This window comes from Ensifer sp. M14, assembly GCF_003355565.1.
In the GTDB taxonomy this organism is placed as follows: Bacteria; Pseudomonadota; Alphaproteobacteria; order Rhizobiales; family Rhizobiaceae; genus Ensifer.
On sequence record NZ_QJNR01000007.1, the window covers coordinates 281,774 to 303,433 of the forward strand.

The window sequence follows — 21,660 nt, forward strand, 5'->3', positions numbered from 1 at the left end:
GTTGCCCCCGACCGAATACTGGGAGAAACGGATTGTGATGTTGCTCAAGGATGAAGTGGAAATGCTGCGCCGGATAACCCTGTTTTCGGGATTGCCCCCTGCAAAATTGAAACTTCTTGCCTTTACCTCCGATCGGGTCATGTACAGCGCTGGAGAGGCCCTTTTCTACCAGGGTGATATCGGTGACGCAGCCTATGTCATCCTCTCCGGGAAGGCCGACGTGCTGGTGACGACCGCAGGCGGACCGCTGAAGCTGGCGGAGGTCGAGCAGAACTCGATCGTCGGCGAAATCGCCATTCTCTGTAATACCCCACGTACGGCGACAGTGCGCACCACCACACCGCTCGAGGCCCTGCGCATCCGCAAGGACGATTTCCTCAAGCTCCTGGCCGACTTCCCCGAAATGGCGGTGGAGATCATGCGCGTGCTGGCGGACCGCCTGAGCCAGACGACCGCAGAACTCACGGAAGCGCGCAGCCGCAACGAGCGCATGGAAGCGTGAAACCAGCCCGGCGGCGCGTGTCGTTGACATGTCCTGGCCGCATGGAAGACCTTCGCAAAAACGATTCCGCTTCGCCGGGATATGGGCTAGAGAAGCGCCATGCGTCCGATCACCTACTTCTGTAAAACAGTCCATTTCCCCGACAAGCCCGAGAAGAAGCGTTTCTTTACGCGCCTTCAGAGCGGCGAGTGGGAGCCTTGCACTTTCCAGAACATCGAGCGCCTCGTCGACGGTAAAACGACCTTTGTCGATATCGGCGGCTGGATCGGCGTGACGCCCTATTGGGCGGCTCAGATTGCCGACAATGTCATTACTGTTGAGCCCGACCCCGTCTGCTTCGGCATACTGAAGGAAATGGAGCCGCAGAATGAGGGCGATGTTACGTTGATCAATGCCGCACTCTCCGAGGACGAGGTGCTGGTGCTGAACTCGGTGGGCGGCGGCTTTGGCAGTTCGGAAACCTCGGCTTTGATCGCGGACGAGACAGGGCAGGCAATCAAGGCGAAAACGATCACGATTGCCGAATTGCAGTTGATGGCGCGAACCGACAAGTTGTGCTTCAAGATCGATATCGAGGGGTATGAATACCGGTCTCTGGCTCAGTTCGAGGATATCGATCGGGCGCGGACGGCGGGCGTCCTGCTCGCTGTGCACCCGCAAATCCTGTTCGCCTCGCTGAGTGGCCCCGTCATCATCAGGGCGTTTCGCACCGTCATGGCGACCTTCGGCCTGGTGCGCAGCTTCAGCGGCTTTCGCCTCGACAATCCCCAGGCGATATGGACTGCCCTCAAGAAGTCCGTCGCCCGGCGTGAATTCCGCGGTTTCGACCTGCTCTTCGTTGCCAAAGTCAGCGGACGGTAACCTCACCACTCCCAGGTGGAAAAGTCTCTGGTTTTCCAGCACACCGCAACCGACATCCCGTCCGGCCCGACGACATACTTCCTGCCGGAGTTGAAATAGCCACGTCCGGTGAATACGTCGGCTGCGCGGATCAATGATTGGCCACGATCTTCGTCTATCGTCACTCCTCCAAACCGTAGGAGGATGCGATGAGAACTTGGGAAGCCATGCACCCCGGCGCGCGCTGGATAGCCCCTGAAACGGATTTGCGCACCGTCGCAAGGATCATGCGCGATGAGGATATCGGCGCCCTGCCGGTCGGCGAAAACGATCGCCTCATCGGCATGGTGACGGACAGGGACATCGCGGTTCGGGCCTGGGCAAATGGGCACGATGCTGCGTCGCTGACCGCGCGCGATGTCATGACAAAGGACATCGTCTATTGCCGCACCAGCGAGACGGTCGAAGAGGCTGTCCGCCTTATGGAGGCAAGGAAGATACGGCGTTTACCGGTCATCGATGACGAAAAGCGCATGGTCGGCATGCTGTCGCTCGGTGACATCTCCCATGCGAGCAGCCGTGAACTGACGACCGGATTGGTAAAAGCCGTAACCGCACACCACGCATGACAGGCGACTGACGGCTTGGATGCGCCTTCGCCACTGAACGGTGACGAAGGCGCACAGTCGTTCGGGTGGCATCGATCCTATGGAGCGACCGCTTCGCGCTGGCTGAGAACGTCAGAAGCGGTAGGTGATGCCTGTGCCGATCAGCCACGGGTCGAGCTTCACCTTGCCCGTCACCGTGCCGGCCCCCGGCAGTGTCGCGTTGACCTCTGGTTCGAGGAACAGTTTCTTGACGTCGAAGTTGATCCCCCAGTGATCGTCGAGCTTGATGTCGACGCCGGCCTGCAAGGCAACGCCGAAGGTGTTCTTGAGATTGAAGCTGGAGAAGTCGCCCTTCGCCTTTTCGTTGTAGAAGATGGTGTAGTTCACGCCGGCGCCGACATAGGGCTTGATCGTGTCGGTCAGATTGACGTGGTACTGTAGCGTCAGCGTCGGCGGCAGCAGCCACGCCTTGCCGATCTCGCCGAGGCCGGCGATCGAGCCGCTGCCCCTGGCCGTGTGCGGGGTCGTGCCCAGGATCAGTTCCGCCGCGATATTGTCGGTGAAGAAGTAGGTGATATCGAGCTCGGGTACGACCGAATTGCTGACGCCGATCTTTTCGCCGTCAAGCGACGTGCCGTTCAGCTGCAGTGACGCCTTGTCTTCGGGCAGCACGGCGAGCGCGCGGGCGCGGATCATCCATGGGCTCTGCTCGCTCGCGGCCGGCAACTCAGGGGCAGGCTCGCTCGGTGCAGTCAGGTCCGCGGCGCGAGCCGTAGTGACCGAGGCCGCCAGCAAAAGAAGTGCGGCGGCAGTTGGCAGGATGGAGCGAGTAGACATGATTCCGGACCCCCAGAAGAGTTTCAAATTTGCCATTTAGGGCAGGTGGCTGCAGGGAATCTGCGGCCAGCGGCACTATGGGCAACTCCGCTCGACGAGGGGTTGTTCTAGATCAAGGTCATCCGTCGATTGGCGCGGTGGTCGCTGCCGGCAGATTCGTTAAGGGTGGAGACGGCTGTCGGAGCGAAACGCTCAAGCCGGCATGCGCGGAATGCTGGCGAGCAGACGCTGGGTGTAGGGATGCTGCGGCGCGGCCAGGATATCGCGCGTCTTGCCGCTCTCGACCACCTGTCCCTTTTCGAGGATAACCATCTCCTCGCACAGCGAGGCGACGACGCCGAGGTCGTGCGACACGAACACCAGCGTCAGCGTTGCCGAGAGGGTCTTGAACAGATCGACGATCCGGATGCGGGTCGACAGATCGAGTGCGCTGACGGCTTCGTCGGCCAGAATGATCTGTGGACGGGCGACGATGGCGCGTGCGATCGCGATGCGCTGGCGCTGGCCGCCGGAAAATTCGTGCGGATAGCGCTGCATGGCGTCGAGCGGCAGGCCGACGGACTCCAGCGCTTGCGCCACCGCATCCTTGCGCGGGCCGGCGATGCGTAGCGATTGCAGCGGCTCGGCGATGATGTCGAGCACTTTCTGGCGCGGATCGAGCGACGAATAGGGATCCTGGAACACCGGTTGCACCGCGCGCCGGTAACGACGCATGAACGCGTTATCGGCCGGATCGAGCGTTTCGTCGCCGAAGCGAATGGTGCCGCTGGTGGGCCGTTCGAGCCCGAGCAGCAATCGCAGCAGCGTTGTCTTGCCCGAGCCGGACTCACCCACGAGTCCGACACTGGCACCGGCGCGCACGCTGAACGACACGTCGGTCAAAACCTTGCGGTGGCGGGCGTAGCCGAAGTTCACATTCTGCAGGTCGAGCATCATGATCCCGTCCGTCCAAGCGCTTCATCGAACATCCGTGCGGCGTCGACGAGGGTCTGCGTATAGTCGTGCGCCGGGTTGGCGAACATGTCGCCAACCGTGCCTTCCTCGAGGGCTACGCCGTCACGCAGCACCATGACGCGCTCGACCACCTGCGCGACGACAGGCAGGTCATGGCTGATGAAGAGCAGCGCCATTCCCGTTTCGCGCACCAGTCCGTCGAGCAACTTGAGGATTTCGGCCTGTGTGGTGACGTCTAGCGCCGTTGTCGGTTCGTCGGCGATGAGAAGCTTCGGGCGGCAAGCGAGCGCCATGGCAATCGCGACGCGCTGGCGCTGGCCGCCCGACACTTCATGCGGATAGGCGTTGGCAATGCGCTCCGGTTGCGGCAGGGCAACCTTGTCGAGGAGATCAAGCACTTCGCGCTCGACCGTACCTCGCGGCGCATGCGCCTGTTCGCGCGCGAGCCTGCGGCGGACGGGTTCGCCAATCTGCTTGCCGATTTTCATCAGGGGATCGAGCGCCGTCAGCGGCTCCTGGAAGACGACGGCGGTTGCCACTCCGCGCAACCGGTTCAAGTGCTTGTCATCTGTGCCGACCACTTCCTGGCCGTCGAGCACGATCGAGCCGGCGACCGAAATGTTGGCCGGCAACAGGCCGGTGACGGCCATTGCGGTCATGGATTTGCCTGAGCCGGATTCGCCAATCAGTCCCATGCGCTCGCCGGAGCCGATGGAGAAAGACAGGTCCGAAACCAGTGTCTTGCCACCGGTGCTTACGGTCAGACCTTGAACGGAAAGCAAGGCGCTCATCTTGATCTCCCGCGTGTCGGGTCGCCGACATCCCGTAAGCCGTCGGCGAGCAGGTTCATGCCGATGACCAGTGCGACAAGCGCAATGCCCGGCGCGATAGCGCCGACGGGGGCGGTATAGACTGTGCCCTGCGCCTCCTGCAGCAGCCGGCCCCAGGATGCGTTCGGTGGTGGCGCACCAAGCCCGAGATAGGAGAGCGACGCTTCCGCGATCACCGCCAGGCCGAACTGCAGGGCAAAGTTGACCGAGAGCGTCGGCCAGATGTTGGGCAGCACATGGCGCACGACGACGCCCGGCCATGAGGTGCCGGAGGTTCGGGATGCGATGATATAGTCCTGGCGCAGCACGCGTTTTGCCAGGATGCGGGTCAACCGGGCAACGATCGCGGAGATCGCCAGGCCGAGTGCCAGGATCGCCGACCACAGGCTGGCGCTGTCGCTGGCGGCAACGACCAGCATCGCCAAAAGCAGCGTCGGGAAGGCGATCAGGATATCGAGGGTCGCGGCCATGACATCGTCGAGCAGGCGCGTCGCAAAGGCGGCAAGAATCCCGAGCGTCACGCCGATCGAGGCGCCGATCGCCACCGCGCCGGTCCCGACGATCAGCGCGGTGCGCGCACCGATCATGATTTGCGTCAGGTAATCGCGCCCGAGCCGATCCGTTCCGACCCAATGCAGCAACGACGGCGCTTCGAGCCGTCCGCCGGATGCATTGAGCGGATCGTAAGGCGTCCAGAACAAAGTGAGGATCGCGACCGCGACGTTGAGGCCGACGAGGGCAAGCCCGATCGAAAGCGCCAGCGAATGTCTGCGGCTGGGGCGGTCGGCTGAAAGGTCTAACGCGGTCATGCTGCGGCTCCAGTCGCCCGTTCGCGCAAACGGGGATCGATGACGCGCTGAAGGAGGTCGGCGGCAAAGCCGATCAGCAGCACCAGCAGGGTCGAAATGAACAGCACGCCCTGGACATTGGGGTAGTCGCGCTGCTCGATCGCCAGGAGCAGCATCGAGCCGAGGCCGGGCAGCGCGAACACACGTTCGACCACGACGGCACCCAGCAGGGTCGTTGCAAGCTCGATGCCGAGGATCGAGACGATCGGCACGGCGCCGTTGCGGATGCCATGGCGGATCAAGGCTTGGGAGTAGCTGGCCCCGAGCGCGCGGGCGGTTCGCAGATAGTCGCTACCGAGAACGTCCTGTGTCGCGGATCGGATGTAGCGGATCAGCGAGGCGGCCATCACAAGGCCGATCGTCAGCACCGGCAGCGCCAGCGCATAGAGCACCTGGCCTTCGTTCTGCCAGCCCCGGCGCGGGTAGCCGCCTGAGGGAAAGAGCCGAAGATTGACCGCAAAGACAGTGACGAGCAGGATTCCGACCCAGAAGACGGGAATGGCAATGCCGAGCTGAGAGATCGTCGAAATGGCTGCGCCATACCAGCGGTTGGCCTTGACGGCCGACAGGATGCCAAGCGGAATGGCGATGGCGACCGCGAGCGCAAAGCCCAGCAGCGCCAGCGGCACCGTCACGGTCAGGCGGGTGGCAATCTCTTCGACAACGGGCTTGCCGCTGACGAAGGACGTTCCGAGATCGAAGCGGGCGAGGCTGCCGACGAAGCGCAGGAACTGCTCCCAGAGCGGCAGGTTGGAGCCGACCTGTTCGCGCGCCGCCTCGATCTGCTGCTGATCGGCACCGACGGAGAGCAGCGCGTTCGCAGGGTCGCCCGGCAGCAGACGCAAAAGCACGAACAGCACCACCGCGGCGATCAGCAGCGACAGGATCAAGATGGCGAATCGGCGCAGGATATAGGCGAGAATGGCAGGATTCCTTTCGTCCGACGGACGTGACGCCCGAGGCCGGTAGTGCTGGCTTTTGCACAAAAACAACCGTGACGCTACTGCATTGTCCCTGAAAGGAGCATCGATATCCGCGGAAATTATCCGGCGGGTTCAAACACTGCGCTGCACTTCAGGCATCCGAGCCGGAGCGGGGAGCAGTCGCAAATGCGGGTGAAAATGATCTGACCTTGCGTTGCCGTTGCCGACGCGATGAAGCCGACTGACGTGCAACGCAAAGGAGCCCCAAATCGCTTGGGGCTCCTTCATCAGCGTGTCGTTACAACGGATAGCTTGGAGCGCTTCCGACGTAGGCGGGTCCGCCGAGCGGCTTTGTCTCTTTGTTTTTACGCATATCCTGATGGAAAATCGCGTCGCACTTTTCCTGGAAATGCTCTTGAAAACGAGAGATCAGTTACCGCTCTTCTTGATGTTGTGGGCGAAGAACTGCGAGTTCAGGCCGTTGACGGGATAGCCGGTAACGGCCGAGGTCGAGACCACGATCTGCGGATAGAGGTAGAGCCAGTTGCTGGCTGCGTCCTCGGCAATGACGCGATTTGCCTCGGTCAACTTTGCCGTCTGTTCGCCGGTGTTGGCGGCTGCTTCCGACTGCTTGATCAGGTCGACGACTTCAGGGTTGTTGTAGCCCCAGTAGAAGTCGGGGTTGCCGTAGAAGACGATGTCGCGATGGTTGACGTGTTCCTGCAGCGTCGCCTGGAAATCGTGTGCCTTGTAGACCTTGGTGTACCATTCATTGGCGGTGATGATGTTGATCTCGACCTTGATGCCGACCTTGGCCAGTTCGCTCTGCAGGAACTGGGCAACGATGGGATGCGGATCGTAATTCGGCGTGTCGAGCTTGAACGAGAAGCCATCGGCAAAGCCGGCTTCTTTCAAAAGTGCCTTGGCGCTTTCGACGTCATAGGCATCGACGGCGGTCAGGTCGACATACCAAGGATCGGTCGGCGGCACGAAGGAGCCGATCAGTGTCCCGTACTCCCCCCAGATCGACTCCAGCAGCTTCTTGTCGTCGATCGCGCGGGCGATGGCTTTGCGAACCTTGACGTTGTTGAAGGGCTCGACCCTGTCGTTGAACGCCAGCAATTCCTTGGTGGTCGACTGGCCGGCAGTCACCGTGAAGTCCGGATTGTCCTTGAACTGGGCAATCGAATCCGGGCTCTGGACGCTGGTGATGACGTCGACCGCGCCGGTCAGAAGCGCATTGTTGAGCGCCGTGGCGTCGGTGAAATACTGGAAGACGACTTCGCCATTGGTCGGCGCGGTGCCCCAGTACTTGTCGTTGCGGGTCAGCGCCAGCGACGAGCCGCGACGCCATTCGTCCAGGCGGTAGGGGCCCGTGCCGTCTTCGCTGGCGTTCAGATCCTTGGCTGCGTCGTTGACGATCCAGACGTAGCTGAGGTTATAGGGCAGCGAGATGGAGCGGGCGGAAAGCTTGACCACCACCGTCTGGTCGTCGGGGGTCTGGATCTCGCTGATCGTCGCCAGGCTCTTTTTGCGCGAGCTCTTGGAGTCGGGCGCGACGACGCGCTCGATGCTGTGCTTCACATCCTTGGCCGTGAGCGGGTCGCCTGAGTGGAAGGTTACGTTCGGCCGGAGCTTGAAGGTGTAGGTCAGGCCGTCTTCGCTGACCGTTTGTTCGGCCACGAGACCGGGTACGACATCGCCCGCGTCGGTCAGCGTGAACAGCGCTTCGTAGACATTGCCGTTGAAGGCTTCGTTGATGCCCTGGCCGGCGCCGGCAGTGTTGTCCAGGTTTTGCGGCTCATAGAGCGAACCGACGACGATGGAGGCATCCGGATTGAAACCTGCGTCCTGCGCGAGCGCTGCCGTGCTCGTCGACAGAACCAAGGCCAAGGCTGCGGAGGTAAGGATCGAACGCCCGCCTTTCCGGCCATGCCCTGAAAGTCCGCCCAAATCGATCGTGTTGCCAGTCATTTCCCTAACTCCTGCATAAATGCTCATGACGCGATGTCGCGCTTGCCATCCGAATGTACACATCGGGCGGTTGCGGTGCATCATACAAATTCCCTAGTAATTTAGTGGGAATTTTTGGTTCGTTTTCGCGCACGAAGTTGGAATTTGCACCCGCCGTTGGTGCCGACAAGCGAAGGGCGTTTCTAAAACAAAGCGCAGTGCCTTCCGGTTCAACGCTGGGCATATCGTTGCGACCATCGCTTCGGAATTATTAAGACCAGCATGAGCAGCAGACCCGACAGTACCGTCGGCGCCCAGAGCGCGAGCTGCCCGAAGCGGTATTCGAGCATGGCGCCGACGATCGCGCCGCTGAGCATCCCCAGCCAGGGCACGATCTGGATCGTCCATTGCATGTTGCCCGTGCCGATGATCCATCGGCCAAGGCCACGGCCGAAGCGGGACAGCGCCCCGGTAACATAGGTGAGGCCGATCGGCATTCCCTCGATATGCTCCACGGACGCGTTCACGATGCCCATGGCAAGGACGATTAAATAGAAGCGAAGCTCGTTCGTCAGGTGGTCGCCGCCGGCAGCGGCGAGGGCGAGGGTTGCTGTGACGCAGAAAAGAACGCCGCCTGCGCGAAGCCGGCTTGAAACGATCGTTCCAAGCGCATTGCCGACGACGAAGACGGCGAGTGAGCCGATGAGGACGAGGGACCGCAGAAGATTGCCGTCGGCAACGGCCGTCGCGGCCCTTGTCGTGTTGCCGCTCATGAAGGAGACGAAGTCGCCGACCGTCAAAAGGCCGATCGCATCCGTCATTCCGGCCAGGAAGGCGATGAGCGCGACCACGAGAAGCGCGGTCCCGGTTCGCTGACGCCGCACGATCCGGCGCCTCCGCTGAAAAGTCATGATGGTATCCCGTAGCGTTTATCTAGGACTAATCTGCGCCGCTTGGGAAGGAAAGAGCTTGTGCCGAGTTCCCCGGGGGTGTGTTCGCAGACAGGAAGAGCGGATATGCGCGAAGACTGCAGGAATAGAATGTAAGCGACACCTCTGGAAAACCGTGAGACAAAGTTTCAGAGTTGGCCAAAGGGTGCTGTCGCGCGCATCCAAAAATTTCCATCCGCGCGGTCAATCGATCCGCCACGGACTTTGCCAGGGCATCACTGTCCCAACGACAGCACGCTCTGTCATCTACAAACAGGAAGAAATACATGCGGCATTCAGCGCTGAAAATCCTTTCCGCCATTTCGATCCTCAGCTTTTACGGCTGCGAATCCGCGAGTACTTCGACACCGGCGCCAGCGCCGACACCCGTGCCTGCGGCGACCGTGCTCGTCGGGAGCGGCGCGCCGATAACCGCCGGCAACATGCCGGCTTTTTGTCGGGGCGAAGTGGCCGGCCAATACGCGACGAAGCCTGCCTATGTGAAAACCGGCGCGCCGATGAAACAGGCTGATGGCAGCACGATGATCGACGGAACGGTCGACAAGGGCAGTGAAGGCGTCAAGGCGTTCCGGTGCCGGTTCGATACCAAAGGCGCCTTCGTCGACGTGATGGCGATGACTTCCGACGGAGCCCTTTGAGGCCGCGCACCGCTCAACCAAGCCCGACAAATTGCCATGAGCGAGGTCACGCGGGGATCTTTCGAAGGCGCCGCGCTCGTGCACGCTGCGTCCAACGACAGGGCCACGTCGCGGCGGGCTTGAATTGCTGACGATCGGGGGCTGAGTGCCCGGTGGGTGCCGCAGCACCTTTCGGCCCTTCCTGCTTGAGTTCCGGAGAGGCGCTGGCCTGCACTTCCTGATTGGGGGGCGCGGGAAAACGGGACCCCTTTCCACAAGCGATGCCAAGGAATGTGGCAAAAATCATCCTGAGCCGGCAAAAGGATTCGACAGTGAAGAGATTCTGATATATCGCATGATTAATCGTTTAATCATCGATAACGGAAACCACGGCCTTGGCACGTTCCGGACCAAAACTGACGAGGATTGCCAGAACACTGGGCGTCTCCGCGGCGACGGTCTCCAACGCGCTTTCCGGTAAGGGGCGCGTCTCCGCCGAACTCGCCGAGAAGATCCGCGCTACGGCCGCCGAACTCGGTTATGTCCCGAGCCTTGCGGGCAGGGCGCTTCGCACCGGCCGCACCGCCGTCCTCGGCCTCGTGCTTCCCGATATCGCCAACCCGCTCTTCCCGCAGATCGCGCAGGCAATCGAGCTGGCCGCGTCTTCGGCCGGCTATGGCGTGCTGATTGCCGACTCCCGTGGCGACGTTACCACTCAGACCAAGGCCATCGAACGGTTGATCGACCGCGACGTCGACGGCATGGTGATCGTGCCGAGGCGCGGAACGCGCATCGCCGATGTCGGCTGTCCCGTCGCCGTCATCGATACGCCGTCGACACCCGGCAACACGGTTGCCGCCGACCATTGGGGCGGTGGCAGGCAGATCGCCGAACACCTGAGGGCGCTCGGCCACCGGCGCGTCCTTGTCATCGGCAACAATCCGGCCTCCAACGTGCAGAACGATCGCATCGGCGGCATTCGCTCGGCCTTTGGCGATGGCGCATTCGTAGAAATCCTGTGGATCGAACCGCTTGAGCGCGAACAGGGAAAGGGCTGTCCGCTCGGCCTTGCCGCGAAGGTCGCCGAGGGCTTCACCGCCTTTGCCTGCGTCTCCGATCTGCATGCGCTCCGGGCGCTGACCGAGTTGCAGCGCGCCGGCATCAACGTGCCGGAAAGGGCGAGCGTTACCGGCTTCGACGATCTTATCTGGTCACCGGTGGTTACGCCGGCGCTGACCACGGCGCGAATGGACATGACGCGCATCGCTGCGATCGCCGTCGAAGCGCTGGTTAAAGCGATCGGAGAGCGTGACCCGGCCGACGCCGGCATCGGCGCGCCGGTTACCGCCGAAAACGCCGAAGTGCCGATGCAACTGGTCGTGCGGCAATCGAGCGCCGCGCCGCCCGCAACACAGTTTCAGCCTGCCCAGACGATTGCCAACGCCAGAACCACGACCACAGCCAAAAACATAGCCCCAGAAGGAGAACACCAGCCATGAAGAAGATCCTGCTCGCTTCCAGCGCGCTTTTGCTCGTCGGCGCCAATGCCGCTTCCGCTCAGGAAAAGACGCTGACCATTTCCGTCTACGGTTTCGCCCAGGACGCCTTCAAGGAACTGGTCTACACGCCCTTCGAAGCCAAGTGCGGCTGCAAGCTCGTGGTCGAGACCGGCAACAGCGTCGAGCGCCTGGCGAAGATGGAAGCCAACAAGGCTAGCCCCGTGGTCGACATGGCCGTCGTCTCCATGGCTGATGCGCTTTCGGCCTCGCGTGCCGGCCTGATCGAGAAGATCGACAACACGAAGCTGTCGAACTTCAACAAGCTCTATGACATCGCCAAGGATCCGAACGGCGACGGCATGAGCGTCGGCTACACCTTCTACGCAACCTCGATCGTCTATCGCTCCGACAAGATGGAAGTGAACTCCTGGGCAGACCTGCTCGACGAGAAGAACGCCAGCCATGTCGCCTTCCCGAACGTCACGACCAACCAGGGCCCGCCGGCGCTGTACATGGTCGGCGAAGCGATCGGCAAGAATACGCCGGATCTGAAGGAAGCCATCGCCGCCGTCGGCGCCAAGAAGGACGAGATCGTCACATTCTACGTCAAGTCTTCGCAGCTCGTGCAGCTGATGCAGCAGGAAGAAATCTGGGCCGCTCCGATCGGCCGCTTCTCCTGGGAAGGTTTCACCAAGCTCGGCCTGCCGATCAAGTGGGCGACCCCGAAGGAAGGCCAGACCGGCGGCATGAACGTCATGGTTCTGACCAAGGGCGGCAAGAACCAGGACCTGGCGCTGGAATTCATGGACTTCTGGCTCTCGACCGAAATCCAGACAGCACTTGCTGAAAAGCTGGTCGACAGCCCCTCCAACAAGGAGGTGAAGGTCGCACCGGAGATCGCCGAAAACCTCACCTATGGCGAGGAAACCGTGAAGAGCCTCAAGCTCATTCCGTCTGCTGTCGCCCTCGACAACCGCGAAGCCTGGCTTTCCGAGTGGAACGCTCAGGTCGGCCAGTAACATCATCTAGAGAAGCCCCCGTCCGCAAGGGTGGGGGCGATTTCGCGGGTGCTTCCGGCGAACTGAGCCGACCCCGCAATGAATGCACGCGACGAAAGGAAGACAAGGGATGTTTCAGAACCGCGCCGAGGCATTGGCGCTCGCTTTGCCGGCGGCGGTCTTTGCGGCGATCGTCTTTCTGGCGCCCGTCGTCATTCTGCTCGCCGAAGGTTTTCGCAGCGCCGACAGCTGGTCGCTGACCGCCTATGTCGATTTCTTCACCGACCCGCTGAACCGCACCGTCTTCGTGCGCACGTTCCGGCTCGGCCTGATGGTGACGGCCGTTTCCGCCGTGATCGGCTATGCGGCAGCCTTTGCGATCGTCAATCTTTCGCCGCGCAGCAAGGGGCAGATGATCGGCCTTATCGTGCTGCCGCTGATGATTTCGTCGGTGGCGCGAACCTATGCCTGGATCGTCATTCTCGGCCGCACCGGCATCGTCAACCAGGCGCTGCAGTTGATCGGCCTTTCGGATGAACCGATCCGCTTTCTCTTTACCGAGACGGCGGTGTTCATCGGCCTGTTGCAGCTATTCCTGCCGCTGATGATCCTGTCGCTGATCAGCGCGCTCGAGAACATGCCGAAGGATGCGATCCCGGCGGCGCGCGTGCTGGGCGCCAACTGGTTCCAGGTGTTCTGGAAGGTCATTCTTCCGCTCACCAAGGAAGGTCTGGTCATCGGCGGAACGCTAGTCTTCACCGGCTCGCTGACGGCCTACATCACCCCTGCGATCCTCGGCGGCTCCAAGGTGCTGATGCTCGAGACGCTGCTCTACCAGCGCGTTACCGTCGCCAATGACTTCGTCTCGGCTAGCGTCATTGCCTTCATCCTGATCGTCATGAGCTTTGCTGCCAATCTCCTCCTGAAACGGCTCGCCACTGCGAGGAACAAGCGATGACCCCTCGCATCTTTTCACCCCTCGTCCTGTTTCTGGTCGTCGCCTTCCTGATCGGGCCGTTCTTCATCATCGTCGCGGCATCGCTGTCAGCAGGCGAGACGCTCGCCTTTCCGCCGCAGGGCTTCTCGCTGAAGTGGGTCGCCAAGGTCTTCACCGTCGAAAGCTTCCGGGAGAGCTTCGCGGTTTCGATGTTCCTCGCCATCGGCGGCACCGCCATGGCGCTGGTGCTCGGCATTCCCGCGTCCTACGCCCTGTCGCGCTACAAGCTGCCCTTCGGCGAAACCATCCGTACGATCGTGTCGCTACCGATCATCGTGCCCGGTATCATCGTTGGCCTGGCGCTGCTGCGCTACATCGTCGTGCCGTTCGGCTTCAACATCACGCTGGCGCTGTTCCTGGCGCATACGGCGCTGGTGCTGCCCTATGCGGTGCGGGTCGTCTCGGCGAGCCTCAACAACCTGCGCTCCGACATCGAGGAGGCGGCGGTGCTGCTCGGCTCTTCGCGGGCCGGCGCCTTCTTCCGGGTGGTGATGCCGAACATCCGCAGCGGCATTCTCGCCGCCTTCATCCTCGGCTTCGTGACGAGCTTCAACCAGGTGCCGGTCTCGCTTTTCCTGTCCGGCCCTGGCGTGCGCACGCTGCCGATCGACATGCTCTCCTACATGGAGATCACCTATGACCCGTCGGTTGCGGCCCTTTCTGCGCTGCTCGCCTTCATGTCCATCGGCATCGTCTTCCTTGCCGAACGCTTCCTAGGATTTTCCCGCTATGTCTGACGCTTCCTTCCTCAGCCTCGAAAAACTCACGCTCGCCTATGGCGATACCGTTGCGGTGAAGGACCTCGACCTGTCGATCCGCAAAGGCGAACTGGTGGCGTTCCTCGGACCGTCCGGTTGCGGCAAGACGACGACGATGCGTTCGATCGCCGGGCTGCTGACGCCGGCTTCGGGGCGCATCAGCCTCGACGGCGTCGACATCACCCGGGTCTCCGCCAACAAGCGCTCGGTCGGGCTGGTCTTCCAGTCCTATGCACTGTTTCCGCATCTGTCGGTGTTCGAAAACGTCGCCTTCGGCCTGCGTCTGAAGAAGATGCCGGCAAACGACATCGAGACGCGCGTCACCGCCGGCCTGAAATCCGTAGGCCTGTCGAAGTTCGCGGCACGCAAGCCGGCCGAACTCTCCGGCGGCCAGCAGCAGCGCGTGGCGCTTGCCCGCTCGATGGTGATGGAGCCGAAGGTTCTCTTGCTCGACGAGCCGCTGTCGAACCTCGATGCCCGTCTTCGCCTGGAGATGCGCACGGAGCTTCAGCGCGTGCAAAAGGAAACCGGCGTGACGATGATCTTCGTCACTCACGATCAGGGAGAGGCGCTGTCGCTTGCCGACCGGATCGTGGTGATGCTCAACGGCGCCATCGAGCAGATCGGCACGCCCGAGGACATCTACAACCGCCCGGTGTCCCGCTTCGTTGCCGACTTCGTCGGCTTTGAAAACATTTTCGCGGTCGAAGGCGGCAAGCTCAAAGCCGCAAACGGCCCGATCTCCGTTTCCGAATCCCTGCCGCCTGACACGGCAGGGCTAGCGTGGCGTCCGCGCATGGTGACCCTTGGTTCAGGTCCTTTCCAAGGCACTGTGCGCGGAGCCTCTTTCTCCGGCAGCACGCGCGAATACCTGCTCGACACGCCCCTCGGCGCCATCAAGGCCGAGGAGGATGCGGGCCTCGCCGCGCATCAGCCGGGCACCGAGCTCACCTTCGACCTGCCGGTCGCCAAGGCGGCGCGGCTTGAGCGGTTCGGGTAACCAGCAATGGGAATCTGGATCGATACGGACATGGGTTTCGACGACATCGCTGCGGTGCTCGTCGTTCTCCATGCCAATGAAGAGATTGACGGCGTTTCGCTGGTTTTCGGCAACACGCCGATGGAGCAGGTAAAACGCAATGCGGCCAGTGCGGCAAGCGCATTCGGCTGGTCGTTCCCCATCCATGAGGGCCGCGCCTTGCCGGTCCTCGGCAGGCTCGAAACAGCGGAGCGGATTCTTGGCGAGACCGGCATGCCGACCGCCGGCCTGTCGTTACCGGCAGCCCAGCCGCTTCCCGCGAGCGACGCTTTTGCCGCCCTCTGCCGCTGGCTCGAGGAGGAGGGCGGTCCACGCCGTATCCTGGCGCTCGGGCCCCTGACGAACCTTGCCGCACTCTGCCTTGCGCGTCCGGATCTGGCGGCGAAGATCACCGACCTGACCTGGATGGGCGGTGGCGTGACCAGCGGCAACCATACGGCATCAGCCGAATTCAACGCTTTCGCCGACCCGGAAGCGCTGGCGATCGTGCTGGCGCACGACCTGCCGCTGCGCATGGTCGACCTTGACCTTTGCCGCAAGGTCTTTGCCTATCCCGATGATATCGCGCCCATTCGTGCCGCCGGTGGCGTCAACGCCGCGCTGATCGCCGATCTCCTGTCCGGCTATGTCTCGATCGGCACCAGCCGCGGCCGGCCGGGCATGGCGATCTACGACCCTTGCGCTGCGGTTGCTTTCGTCAATCCGGGCGCGATTTCCTTCCGCAAGGCGCGCATAGACGCGGAGCTTGCCGGCGCGCTCACCCGTGGGCGCACCGTGGTCGAGACCCGAGAGAGCCACGCCGCCTTCAATGCCGAATACGCAACCGACGTGCATGCGGAAACGGCCCGCGCGCAGATTCTTGGCGCCCTGATGAAGGAAGCAGCCAAGTGAGCAATCAAGTGAGCCGTCCGCAGGAACCGATGGACCTGATGGATGCGACGCTGCGTGCACAGGCCGTTGCAGCGGCGCGCGGCGCGGCTGCGTTCGACATGCTCATCACCGGCGGCACCGTGATCGATATGGTCACCGGCGAACAGCGCGCAGCAGATGTCGGCCTCGTCGGCTCGCTGATCGCCAGCGTGCATGCCCCCGGCACCCGCAGCGATGCTGCTGCAATCGTCGATGCCTCAGGCGCCTCCCTGTCACCGGGGCTGATCGACACGCACATGCATGTCGAAAGCTCGATGATCACGCCCGCGACCTATGCCGATGCGGTGCTGCCGCGTGGCGTCACCACGATCGTCTGGGACCCGCACGAATTCGGCAATGTAAGCGGCATCGCCGGCGTGCGCTGGGCTGCGGATGCCATCGCCAACCTACCTCTGCGCTGTGTGCTGCTGTCGCCTTCGAGCGTGCCCTCGGCTCCGGGCCTGGAACTGGCGGGCGCCGACTTTGATGCCAATGCCATCGCCGCCATGCTTTCGTGGCCTGAGATCGGCGGCATCGCCGAGATGATGAACATGCGCGGCGTTATCGATGGCGATCCTCGGATGCACGCCATCGTCCAGGCGGGGCTGTTGGCGGGCAAACCGGTCAACGGCCATGCCCGCGGCCTTGCCGGATCCGACCTGCAGGCCTTCGTGACCGCAGGCGTCAGTTCGGACCACGAACTGGTTTCCGCCGACGATCTAAAGGCCAAGCTACGCGCCGGTCTTACGATCGAGCTGCGCGGCTCGCATGATCACCTGCTGCCGGAATTCGTCGAGGCGCTGAACACGCTCGGCCACCTGCCGCAGACCGTCACGCTTTGCACCGACGATGTCTTTCCTGATGATCTCGATCGTTCCGGCGGGCTCGACGACGTGGTCCGGCGGCTGGTGCGCTACGGGCTGAAACCCGAATGGGCGCTTCGCGCCGCGACGTTGAACGCCGCTCAGCGCCTTGGCCGTCCCGACCTCGGTCTCGTTGCGCCCGGACGACGGGCTGATCTGGTGATCTTCGAGGATCTCCAGGATTTTCGTGCCCGAACGGTGATCGCCGGCGGCAAGCAGGTCGCCTCGGGCGGACGTATGATAGACGCCGCGCCCAAGGCAGACGTCCAGGCGCTCGCCGGCACGATGAAGATCGAACCGTTGCACGCGACCGACTTCGCCATTGCATCGACCGGTTCGAAGGTGCGTGTCGCCACGATCGACCGCCCGCGCTTTACCCAATGGGGCGAGGTCGTCGCCGAAGTCGAGAATGGCTTTGTCGTTCCGCCGCAAGGCGCGACGCTGATTGCCGTTGCTCATCGCCATGGGCGCGCCGATAGCCGTCCGCGTGTCGGACTGCTGACCGGCTGGGGAGAATGGCGCGGCGCTTTCGCGACGACCGTTTCGCATGACAGCCACAACCTGACGGTCTTCGGCGGGAACGCCCACGACATGATGGTGGCCGCCAACGCCGTGATCGCCGCCGGCGGCGGCATGGCTGTGGCATCGGCTGGCAAGGTCGATGCGATCCTGCCGTTGCCACTGTGCGGCCTGGTCTCCGACGCGCCGTTGGCCGAGGTGTCGTCCGGCTTTGCGCGCTTGCGTGACGCGGTCGGCCGGATCGTCGATTGGCAGCCGCCCTATCTCGTCTTCAAGGCCTGCTTCGGAGCGACGCTTGCCTGCAATGCCGGGCCACACCAGACGGATCGCGGCATTGCCGATGTGGGAACGGGAAAGCTTCTGGAAAACCCGGTGCTTGAAGTGTTCTGATCGATCAAACGGGGCGGCTGCTGCTGCCCCGTCCGCACGTGCGTTCACCGGAAAAGCTAGCGCAGCGGCTGTTGAACATTCAAGGCTGTGTTGAGAAAGCCCGCGATCACCCCGGCCGTTTCCAGATGAATGGTCGCCCTATCTCTGCCGTCACCGTCGTCGCACACGATGCCATCGCCCGGCGTTTCGGCCTCGATCAACGCTCTGGCGCCTGGCTTGCAAATTTGCATGAAGCTGAAATGCGCCGCGTCCGCTATCTCGAGATAGCGAGACGTGCCCTGTGGAAGGTATTCGGCAAGGTAGCCCGATTCCAGTTTTGCGGATCTGGGGCCATCCTCGACGCCTGCACCGACAACGAATACCGGGATCTGAACCGCCGCCAGGCTAGCCGGTGTAAATCCGCGCGCAAGGCCGAGATCAAGAGAAACGACGGCTTGCACGCGCCGGTCGGCAAGATCCGCGCCGAGCAATGCTGCCGCGCCGGCGGTTCCATCGACGCCGAGTTCGTTGTAGACATTGCAGGCGATCGGGCTTGCCTTCGTCTTGCAGTCTTCCAGGAATTGTCCTTCTTCGAACCGTGCGCCGGCGGTAGCCATGACGGTCCATCCACCGAGCGAGTGGCCAACGGCAGCTATCCGCATCGGATCAATGTCGCCGGAAATTGCCGGGTCGGCCAGGAGCGCATCGATCACGCGGGTCAAGTCACGCGGGCGCTCCGAAAGCCGGGCTGCCTGACGCGGCGATCGATCGAAAGCAGTTGTCCCCGGATGGTTGGGAGCGGCGACGACGTAGCCGCGGCGTGCGAGTTCATGGGCAAGCCAGAGCTGGTTGCGCCAGGTCCCGCCGTAGCCGTGCGATACGACGACAAGCGGGTGCTGCCCCGGCAAGGGCGCCGCGTCACGTGCCAACGCAAGGCCGGTCCAGGCCGGCGTTTCTCCGACGATCTCGTTTTTTCCGTCGTTCGCAGCCGGATACAGAATGGCAATTTCCAGTGGCCGGTCGCTGTCCAAATCGGTCAGCGTCTTCTGCTTGAAGCCAACATTTCCAGCGTGTGCAACAGTTGCGGCGAACCATGTAGCGGCGACGAGGCATAGGGCGTACTTGTGCATGAAAGTCTCCAGTTGCGCGGGTGTTCGCACCGGACCGTACCGGCCTCGTTCTCTGTTGGAGACCTTAAACGCAATCAAGGTCGCCGACATCTTTTTGACGACACGCGACCTCGATCAGCGCTCTGCCGAAGCACGCAATTCCTGCTCCACCAATGTCGTCCAGAAGGTGACCCCGGGACCGATGGCGGCGTCGTTGAAATCATAGGCAGTGTTGTGGTGAAGTGCGCCGTCGACAGCGGGGCCGTTGCCGAGCCAGACGTAGCAGCCGGGAGCTTCGAGGCCGAAGAAGGCGAAGTCATCGCCTGCAGTGGAGGGCGGAAACTGCGTCCGGGTCTTTTCTCCGAAGACGACGCGGGCTGCCGACAGCGCCCGTTCGCTCGCATCTGTATCATTGACGACGGGCGGGATGCGGCGCTCGAATTCGTAGTCGACCTTGATGCCGTACATCTCGGCCGTGCCGTGCGCCAGACGGCCGATCTCTTCCTCGAGTTGGTCGCGGACATGAGGCGTGTAGGCGCGGGCTGTGCCGCCGATCTCGACTGTATCAGGGATGACGTTCAGCGCCTTCGGGTCGCCGGCGCGAACGGAGCATGCGCTGACGACGGCCGGCTGCAGCGGGTCAACGACACGGCCGACGATCGACTGCAGTGAGGCGAGGAAGGTACCGGCCGCCGTCACCGGGTCGCGACCGAGATGCGGCTTGGCACCGTGGGTGCCGACGCCGCGGAAGGTCAGCCGCCAGCTGTCGGAAGAGGCAAGCTGCGGCCCCGCCACCACGGCCATTTCATCCGGGTCGAGGCCGGGCATGTTATGAAGGCCGTAGACGGCGTCGCAGGGGAAAAGCTGGAAGAGGCCATCCTCGACCATACGCTTTGCCCCGCCGCGACCTTCCTCTGCCGGTTGGAAGATGAAGTGCACCGTGCCGGAAAAATTGCGCGTTTCGGCGAGATGGCGGGCGGCACCCAGAAGCATAGCGGTGTGACCGTCATGGCCGCAGGCATGCATCTTGCCGGCTTCCTTCGATTTGTAAGGCCGGTCGGCCAACTCCGGCATGGCGAGTGCATCCATATCGGCGCGAAGGCCGATCGAGCGGGTGCCGTTGCCGCTCTGCAGCGTGCCGACCACACCGGTTTTACCAAGGCCACGATGAACCTTAAGGCCGGCTTCCTCCAGCAGTCCTGCAACCAGTTCGCTGGTACGGACTTCCTCGAAGCCAAGTTCGGGGTGGGCGTGCAGATCACGACGGAATTCGGTGAGGAAGGGCAGGTCGTTGGTGATCCCATCTGGCACGCGCATTGTCTGGCAGGTCCTTGCATGTCTGTCGGAGAAGGGCTGTCGAATTCCCCAGATTTGCATCGGCCGGGGCGCCCTTTCGGTTTGATCAAAGTGGTAAACCGTATAGACGAAAACCGCCGGAACCAGAACAGTGCGCCGGTGTTTTCATCGCCTTTCGTTCGAAGCCTTGGTGGCGCAGAAGAGGACAATACCGATGCAGCCGCATGAATTCTGGCAGGATGTGTTCCCGTCGAAAAGTTTCGACACTGGAAGCGGTTATCGGGATTTCTTCCCGGCGAAGCTTGAAGACGGTCGCCAGATCCTGTTGCCGATCCGGCAGCTGGCGGATGGCAAGCACGCCCTGGCCTCGCTGATCATCAACCAGGCGAGTTTCGCCGTCGAAGAAGCCCTGGCAACAGAACTCGCCAACAAGCTGGCGCCGTTGCAGCCTGATGTCATCGCCGGCCTGCCGACGCTGGGGCTGACGCTCGCCGCTGCCGTCGCCCGCAAGCTCGGCCATGCGCGATACGTGCCGCTCGGAACGTCGCGCAAGTTCTGGTACGTCGACGATCTCTCCGTTCCGCTGTCGTCGATCACCACGCCGGACCAGAAGAAGCGGCTCTACGTCGATCCGCGTATGCTTCCGCTTCTGAAGGACAAGCGTGTCGTGCTCGTCGATGACGTCCTATCGAGTGGCAGCTCGATCGTTGCCGGACTGACCCTGATGGAAACGTGTGGCGTGGATCCGATCGCCATCGGTGCCGCCATGCTGCAGACCGAACGCTGGCGACAGCCTCTGGCAGATCTCGCGCCCTATTGGCCGGAGCGTGTCGCCGGCGTGTTCCGCACGCCGTTGCTGGCGCGTGGCGAAGACGGCGCCTGGCGCGCCGCCTAAGAGGTTGCCGCCCGCAGCATCCGGGCGCTATTGCGCCGGCCGCACCTTGTAATAGACGGTCCCGGCCGCGCCGGCGGTCTTGGCGATCGTGTAGACGTCGTATGACGCCTGCGGATCGTTGCCCATGCCGAGCGAACCCGAGGGCATGCCAGGCACGGCAATGCCGGCAATTTCAGGCTTCTCGGTTACCAGCTTCTGCACGGCTTCAAGCGGGACATGGCCTTCGACGACATAACCGTCGATGACAGCTGTGTGGCATCCTTCCATGTCGGCCGGCACGCCGAACCGGGTCTTGATCGGCGTCATGTCGGCTTCGTCTTGGATATCGACCTTAAAGCCGGCTGCCTCCATCGCGTCTGCCCATTGTTCGCAGCAGCCGCACTGCGGATCCTTGTAGACCGTCATCGGGCCTGCCGCGATCGCCACGCCGGCTGTCAGCATCGACATGCTCATGATTACACCGGCAATGAAGTGTCTACTTTTGAGGTTCAACATCGAACGCTCCTTTCCTGTCTGTTCGGCCTGGTTGCCCAAGGCCCGGAATTAT

Annotated in this window: 22 protein-coding genes; 12 read left to right on the forward strand and 10 right to left on the reverse strand. The window is 62.6% G+C overall.

The window, feature by feature from the left end:
• Positions 1-37 precede the first annotated feature (37 nt).
• The 3 genes from BLJAPNOD_RS23035 (at position 38) to BLJAPNOD_RS23045 (ending at position 1,971) form a co-directional block, all read left to right on the forward strand.
• Positions 38-502: a Crp/Fnr family transcriptional regulator gene (locus BLJAPNOD_RS23035; protein WP_077501973.1), complete on the forward strand. Its 465-nt coding sequence runs from the start codon at positions 38-40 to the stop codon at positions 500-502.
• 99 nt (positions 503-601) lie between these two features.
• Positions 602-1,363, forward strand: coding sequence for an FkbM family methyltransferase (locus BLJAPNOD_RS23040; RefSeq protein ID WP_077501971.1), 762 nt, complete (start codon positions 602-604; stop codon positions 1,361-1,363).
• 188 nt (positions 1,364-1,551) lie between these two features.
• A complete protein-coding gene (locus tag BLJAPNOD_RS23045; protein ID WP_077501969.1) occupies positions 1,552-1,971 on the forward strand; it encodes a CBS domain-containing protein in 420 nt (139 codons plus the stop codon).
• A gap of 111 nt (positions 1,972-2,082) precedes the next feature.
• Here BLJAPNOD_RS23045 and BLJAPNOD_RS23050 read toward each other — a convergent pair whose 3' ends face one another.
• The 7 genes from BLJAPNOD_RS23050 to BLJAPNOD_RS23080 all read right to left on the reverse strand — a co-directional run bounded on the left by BLJAPNOD_RS23050 (position 2,083) and on the right by BLJAPNOD_RS23080 (position 9,206).
• Positions 2,083-2,787 carry an OmpW family protein gene (locus BLJAPNOD_RS23050; protein ID WP_077501967.1) on the reverse strand — a complete coding sequence of 235 codons (705 nt, stop codon included), beginning with the start codon at positions 2,785-2,787 and terminating at the stop codon, positions 2,083-2,085.
• Positions 2,788-2,979: 192 nt separating this feature from the next.
• Positions 2,980-3,726, reverse strand: a complete 747-nt coding sequence (locus BLJAPNOD_RS23055; protein WP_115421608.1) for an ABC transporter ATP-binding protein — start codon at positions 3,724-3,726, stop codon at positions 2,980-2,982.
• Positions 3,720-4,532, reverse strand: a complete 813-nt coding sequence (locus BLJAPNOD_RS23060) for an ABC transporter ATP-binding protein (RefSeq protein ID WP_115421609.1) — start codon at positions 4,530-4,532, stop codon at positions 3,720-3,722. The genes BLJAPNOD_RS23055 and BLJAPNOD_RS23060 overlap by 7 nt, the downstream gene beginning before the upstream one ends.
• Positions 4,529-5,380 carry an ABC transporter permease gene (locus BLJAPNOD_RS23065; RefSeq protein ID WP_077501962.1) on the reverse strand — a complete coding sequence of 284 codons (852 nt, stop codon included), beginning with the start codon at positions 5,378-5,380 and terminating at the stop codon, positions 4,529-4,531. Before BLJAPNOD_RS23065 ends, BLJAPNOD_RS23060 begins: the two co-directional genes overlap by 4 nt.
• Positions 5,377-6,330 carry an ABC transporter permease gene (locus BLJAPNOD_RS23070; RefSeq protein ID WP_256372337.1) on the reverse strand — a complete coding sequence of 318 codons (954 nt, stop codon included), beginning with the start codon at positions 6,328-6,330 and terminating at the stop codon, positions 5,377-5,379. The genes BLJAPNOD_RS23065 and BLJAPNOD_RS23070 overlap by 4 nt, the downstream gene beginning before the upstream one ends.
• Positions 6,331-6,771: 441 nt before the next feature.
• The gene (locus BLJAPNOD_RS23075) at positions 6,772-8,316 is read right to left on the reverse strand and encodes an ABC transporter substrate-binding protein (protein WP_115421610.1); all 1,545 of its coding nucleotides are present in this window, start codon (positions 8,314-8,316) and stop codon (positions 6,772-6,774) included.
• Positions 8,317-8,525: 209 nt separating this feature from the next.
• Entirely contained in the window at positions 8,526-9,206 is a 681-nt protein-coding gene (locus tag BLJAPNOD_RS23080) for a YoaK family protein (protein ID WP_077501960.1), read from the reverse strand.
• Positions 9,207-9,511: 305 nt separating this feature from the next.
• Between BLJAPNOD_RS23080 and BLJAPNOD_RS35675 the strand changes: the two genes are divergently transcribed.
• The 8 genes from BLJAPNOD_RS35675 to BLJAPNOD_RS23120 all read left to right on the forward strand — a co-directional run bounded on the left by BLJAPNOD_RS35675 (position 9,512) and on the right by BLJAPNOD_RS23120 (position 17,834).
• Complete coding sequence (locus BLJAPNOD_RS35675) at positions 9,512-9,883, forward strand: hypothetical protein (protein WP_077501958.1); 372 nt, start codon at positions 9,512-9,514, stop codon at positions 9,881-9,883.
• A gap of 374 nt (positions 9,884-10,257) precedes the next feature.
• Positions 10,258-11,361, forward strand: coding sequence for a LacI family DNA-binding transcriptional regulator (locus BLJAPNOD_RS23090; protein ID WP_077501956.1), 1,104 nt, complete (start codon positions 10,258-10,260; stop codon positions 11,359-11,361).
• Positions 11,358-12,380: an ABC transporter substrate-binding protein gene (locus BLJAPNOD_RS23095; protein ID WP_077501954.1), complete on the forward strand. Its 1,023-nt coding sequence runs from the start codon at positions 11,358-11,360 to the stop codon at positions 12,378-12,380. Before BLJAPNOD_RS23090 ends, BLJAPNOD_RS23095 begins: the two co-directional genes overlap by 4 nt.
• A gap of 109 nt (positions 12,381-12,489) precedes the next feature.
• Positions 12,490-13,317, forward strand: a complete 828-nt coding sequence (locus tag BLJAPNOD_RS23100; protein WP_077501952.1) for an ABC transporter permease — start codon at positions 12,490-12,492, stop codon at positions 13,315-13,317.
• Positions 13,314-14,093 carry an ABC transporter permease gene (locus tag BLJAPNOD_RS23105; RefSeq protein WP_115421611.1) on the forward strand — a complete coding sequence of 260 codons (780 nt, stop codon included), beginning with the start codon at positions 13,314-13,316 and terminating at the stop codon, positions 14,091-14,093. Before BLJAPNOD_RS23100 ends, BLJAPNOD_RS23105 begins: the two co-directional genes overlap by 4 nt.
• A complete protein-coding gene (locus BLJAPNOD_RS23110; protein WP_115421612.1) occupies positions 14,086-15,114 on the forward strand; it encodes an ABC transporter ATP-binding protein in 1,029 nt (342 codons plus the stop codon). The genes BLJAPNOD_RS23105 and BLJAPNOD_RS23110 overlap by 8 nt, the downstream gene beginning before the upstream one ends.
• 6 nt (positions 15,115-15,120) lie before the next feature.
• A complete protein-coding gene (locus tag BLJAPNOD_RS23115) occupies positions 15,121-16,044 on the forward strand; it encodes a nucleoside hydrolase (RefSeq protein ID WP_077501946.1) in 924 nt (307 codons plus the stop codon).
• A gap of 8 nt (positions 16,045-16,052) precedes the next feature.
• Complete coding sequence (locus BLJAPNOD_RS23120; RefSeq protein ID WP_115421879.1) at positions 16,053-17,834, forward strand: adenine deaminase; 1,782 nt, start codon at positions 16,053-16,055, stop codon at positions 17,832-17,834.
• A 56-nt stretch (positions 17,835-17,890) separates the two neighbouring features.
• Here the strand turns inward: BLJAPNOD_RS23120 and BLJAPNOD_RS23125 are convergent, their stop codons facing one another.
• Both BLJAPNOD_RS23125 and BLJAPNOD_RS23130 read right to left on the reverse strand, forming a co-directional pair.
• Positions 17,891-18,943 carry an alpha/beta fold hydrolase gene (locus BLJAPNOD_RS23125; RefSeq protein WP_077501942.1) on the reverse strand — a complete coding sequence of 351 codons (1,053 nt, stop codon included), beginning with the start codon at positions 18,941-18,943 and terminating at the stop codon, positions 17,891-17,893.
• A gap of 114 nt (positions 18,944-19,057) precedes the next feature.
• Positions 19,058-20,239, reverse strand: coding sequence for a M20 aminoacylase family protein (locus BLJAPNOD_RS23130; RefSeq protein ID WP_077501940.1), 1,182 nt, complete (start codon positions 20,237-20,239; stop codon positions 19,058-19,060).
• A 193-nt stretch (positions 20,240-20,432) separates the two neighbouring features.
• On the opposite strand from BLJAPNOD_RS23130, the gene BLJAPNOD_RS23135 reads away from it, so the two are divergent.
• A complete protein-coding gene (locus BLJAPNOD_RS23135) occupies positions 20,433-21,113 on the forward strand; it encodes a phosphoribosyltransferase (protein WP_077501939.1) in 681 nt (226 codons plus the stop codon).
• A 27-nt stretch (positions 21,114-21,140) separates the two neighbouring features.
• Here the strand turns inward: BLJAPNOD_RS23135 and BLJAPNOD_RS23140 are convergent, their stop codons facing one another.
• Entirely contained in the window at positions 21,141-21,608 is a 468-nt protein-coding gene (locus tag BLJAPNOD_RS23140; RefSeq protein ID WP_077501937.1) for a DUF411 domain-containing protein, read from the reverse strand.
• Positions 21,609-21,660: the final 52 nt, after the last annotated feature.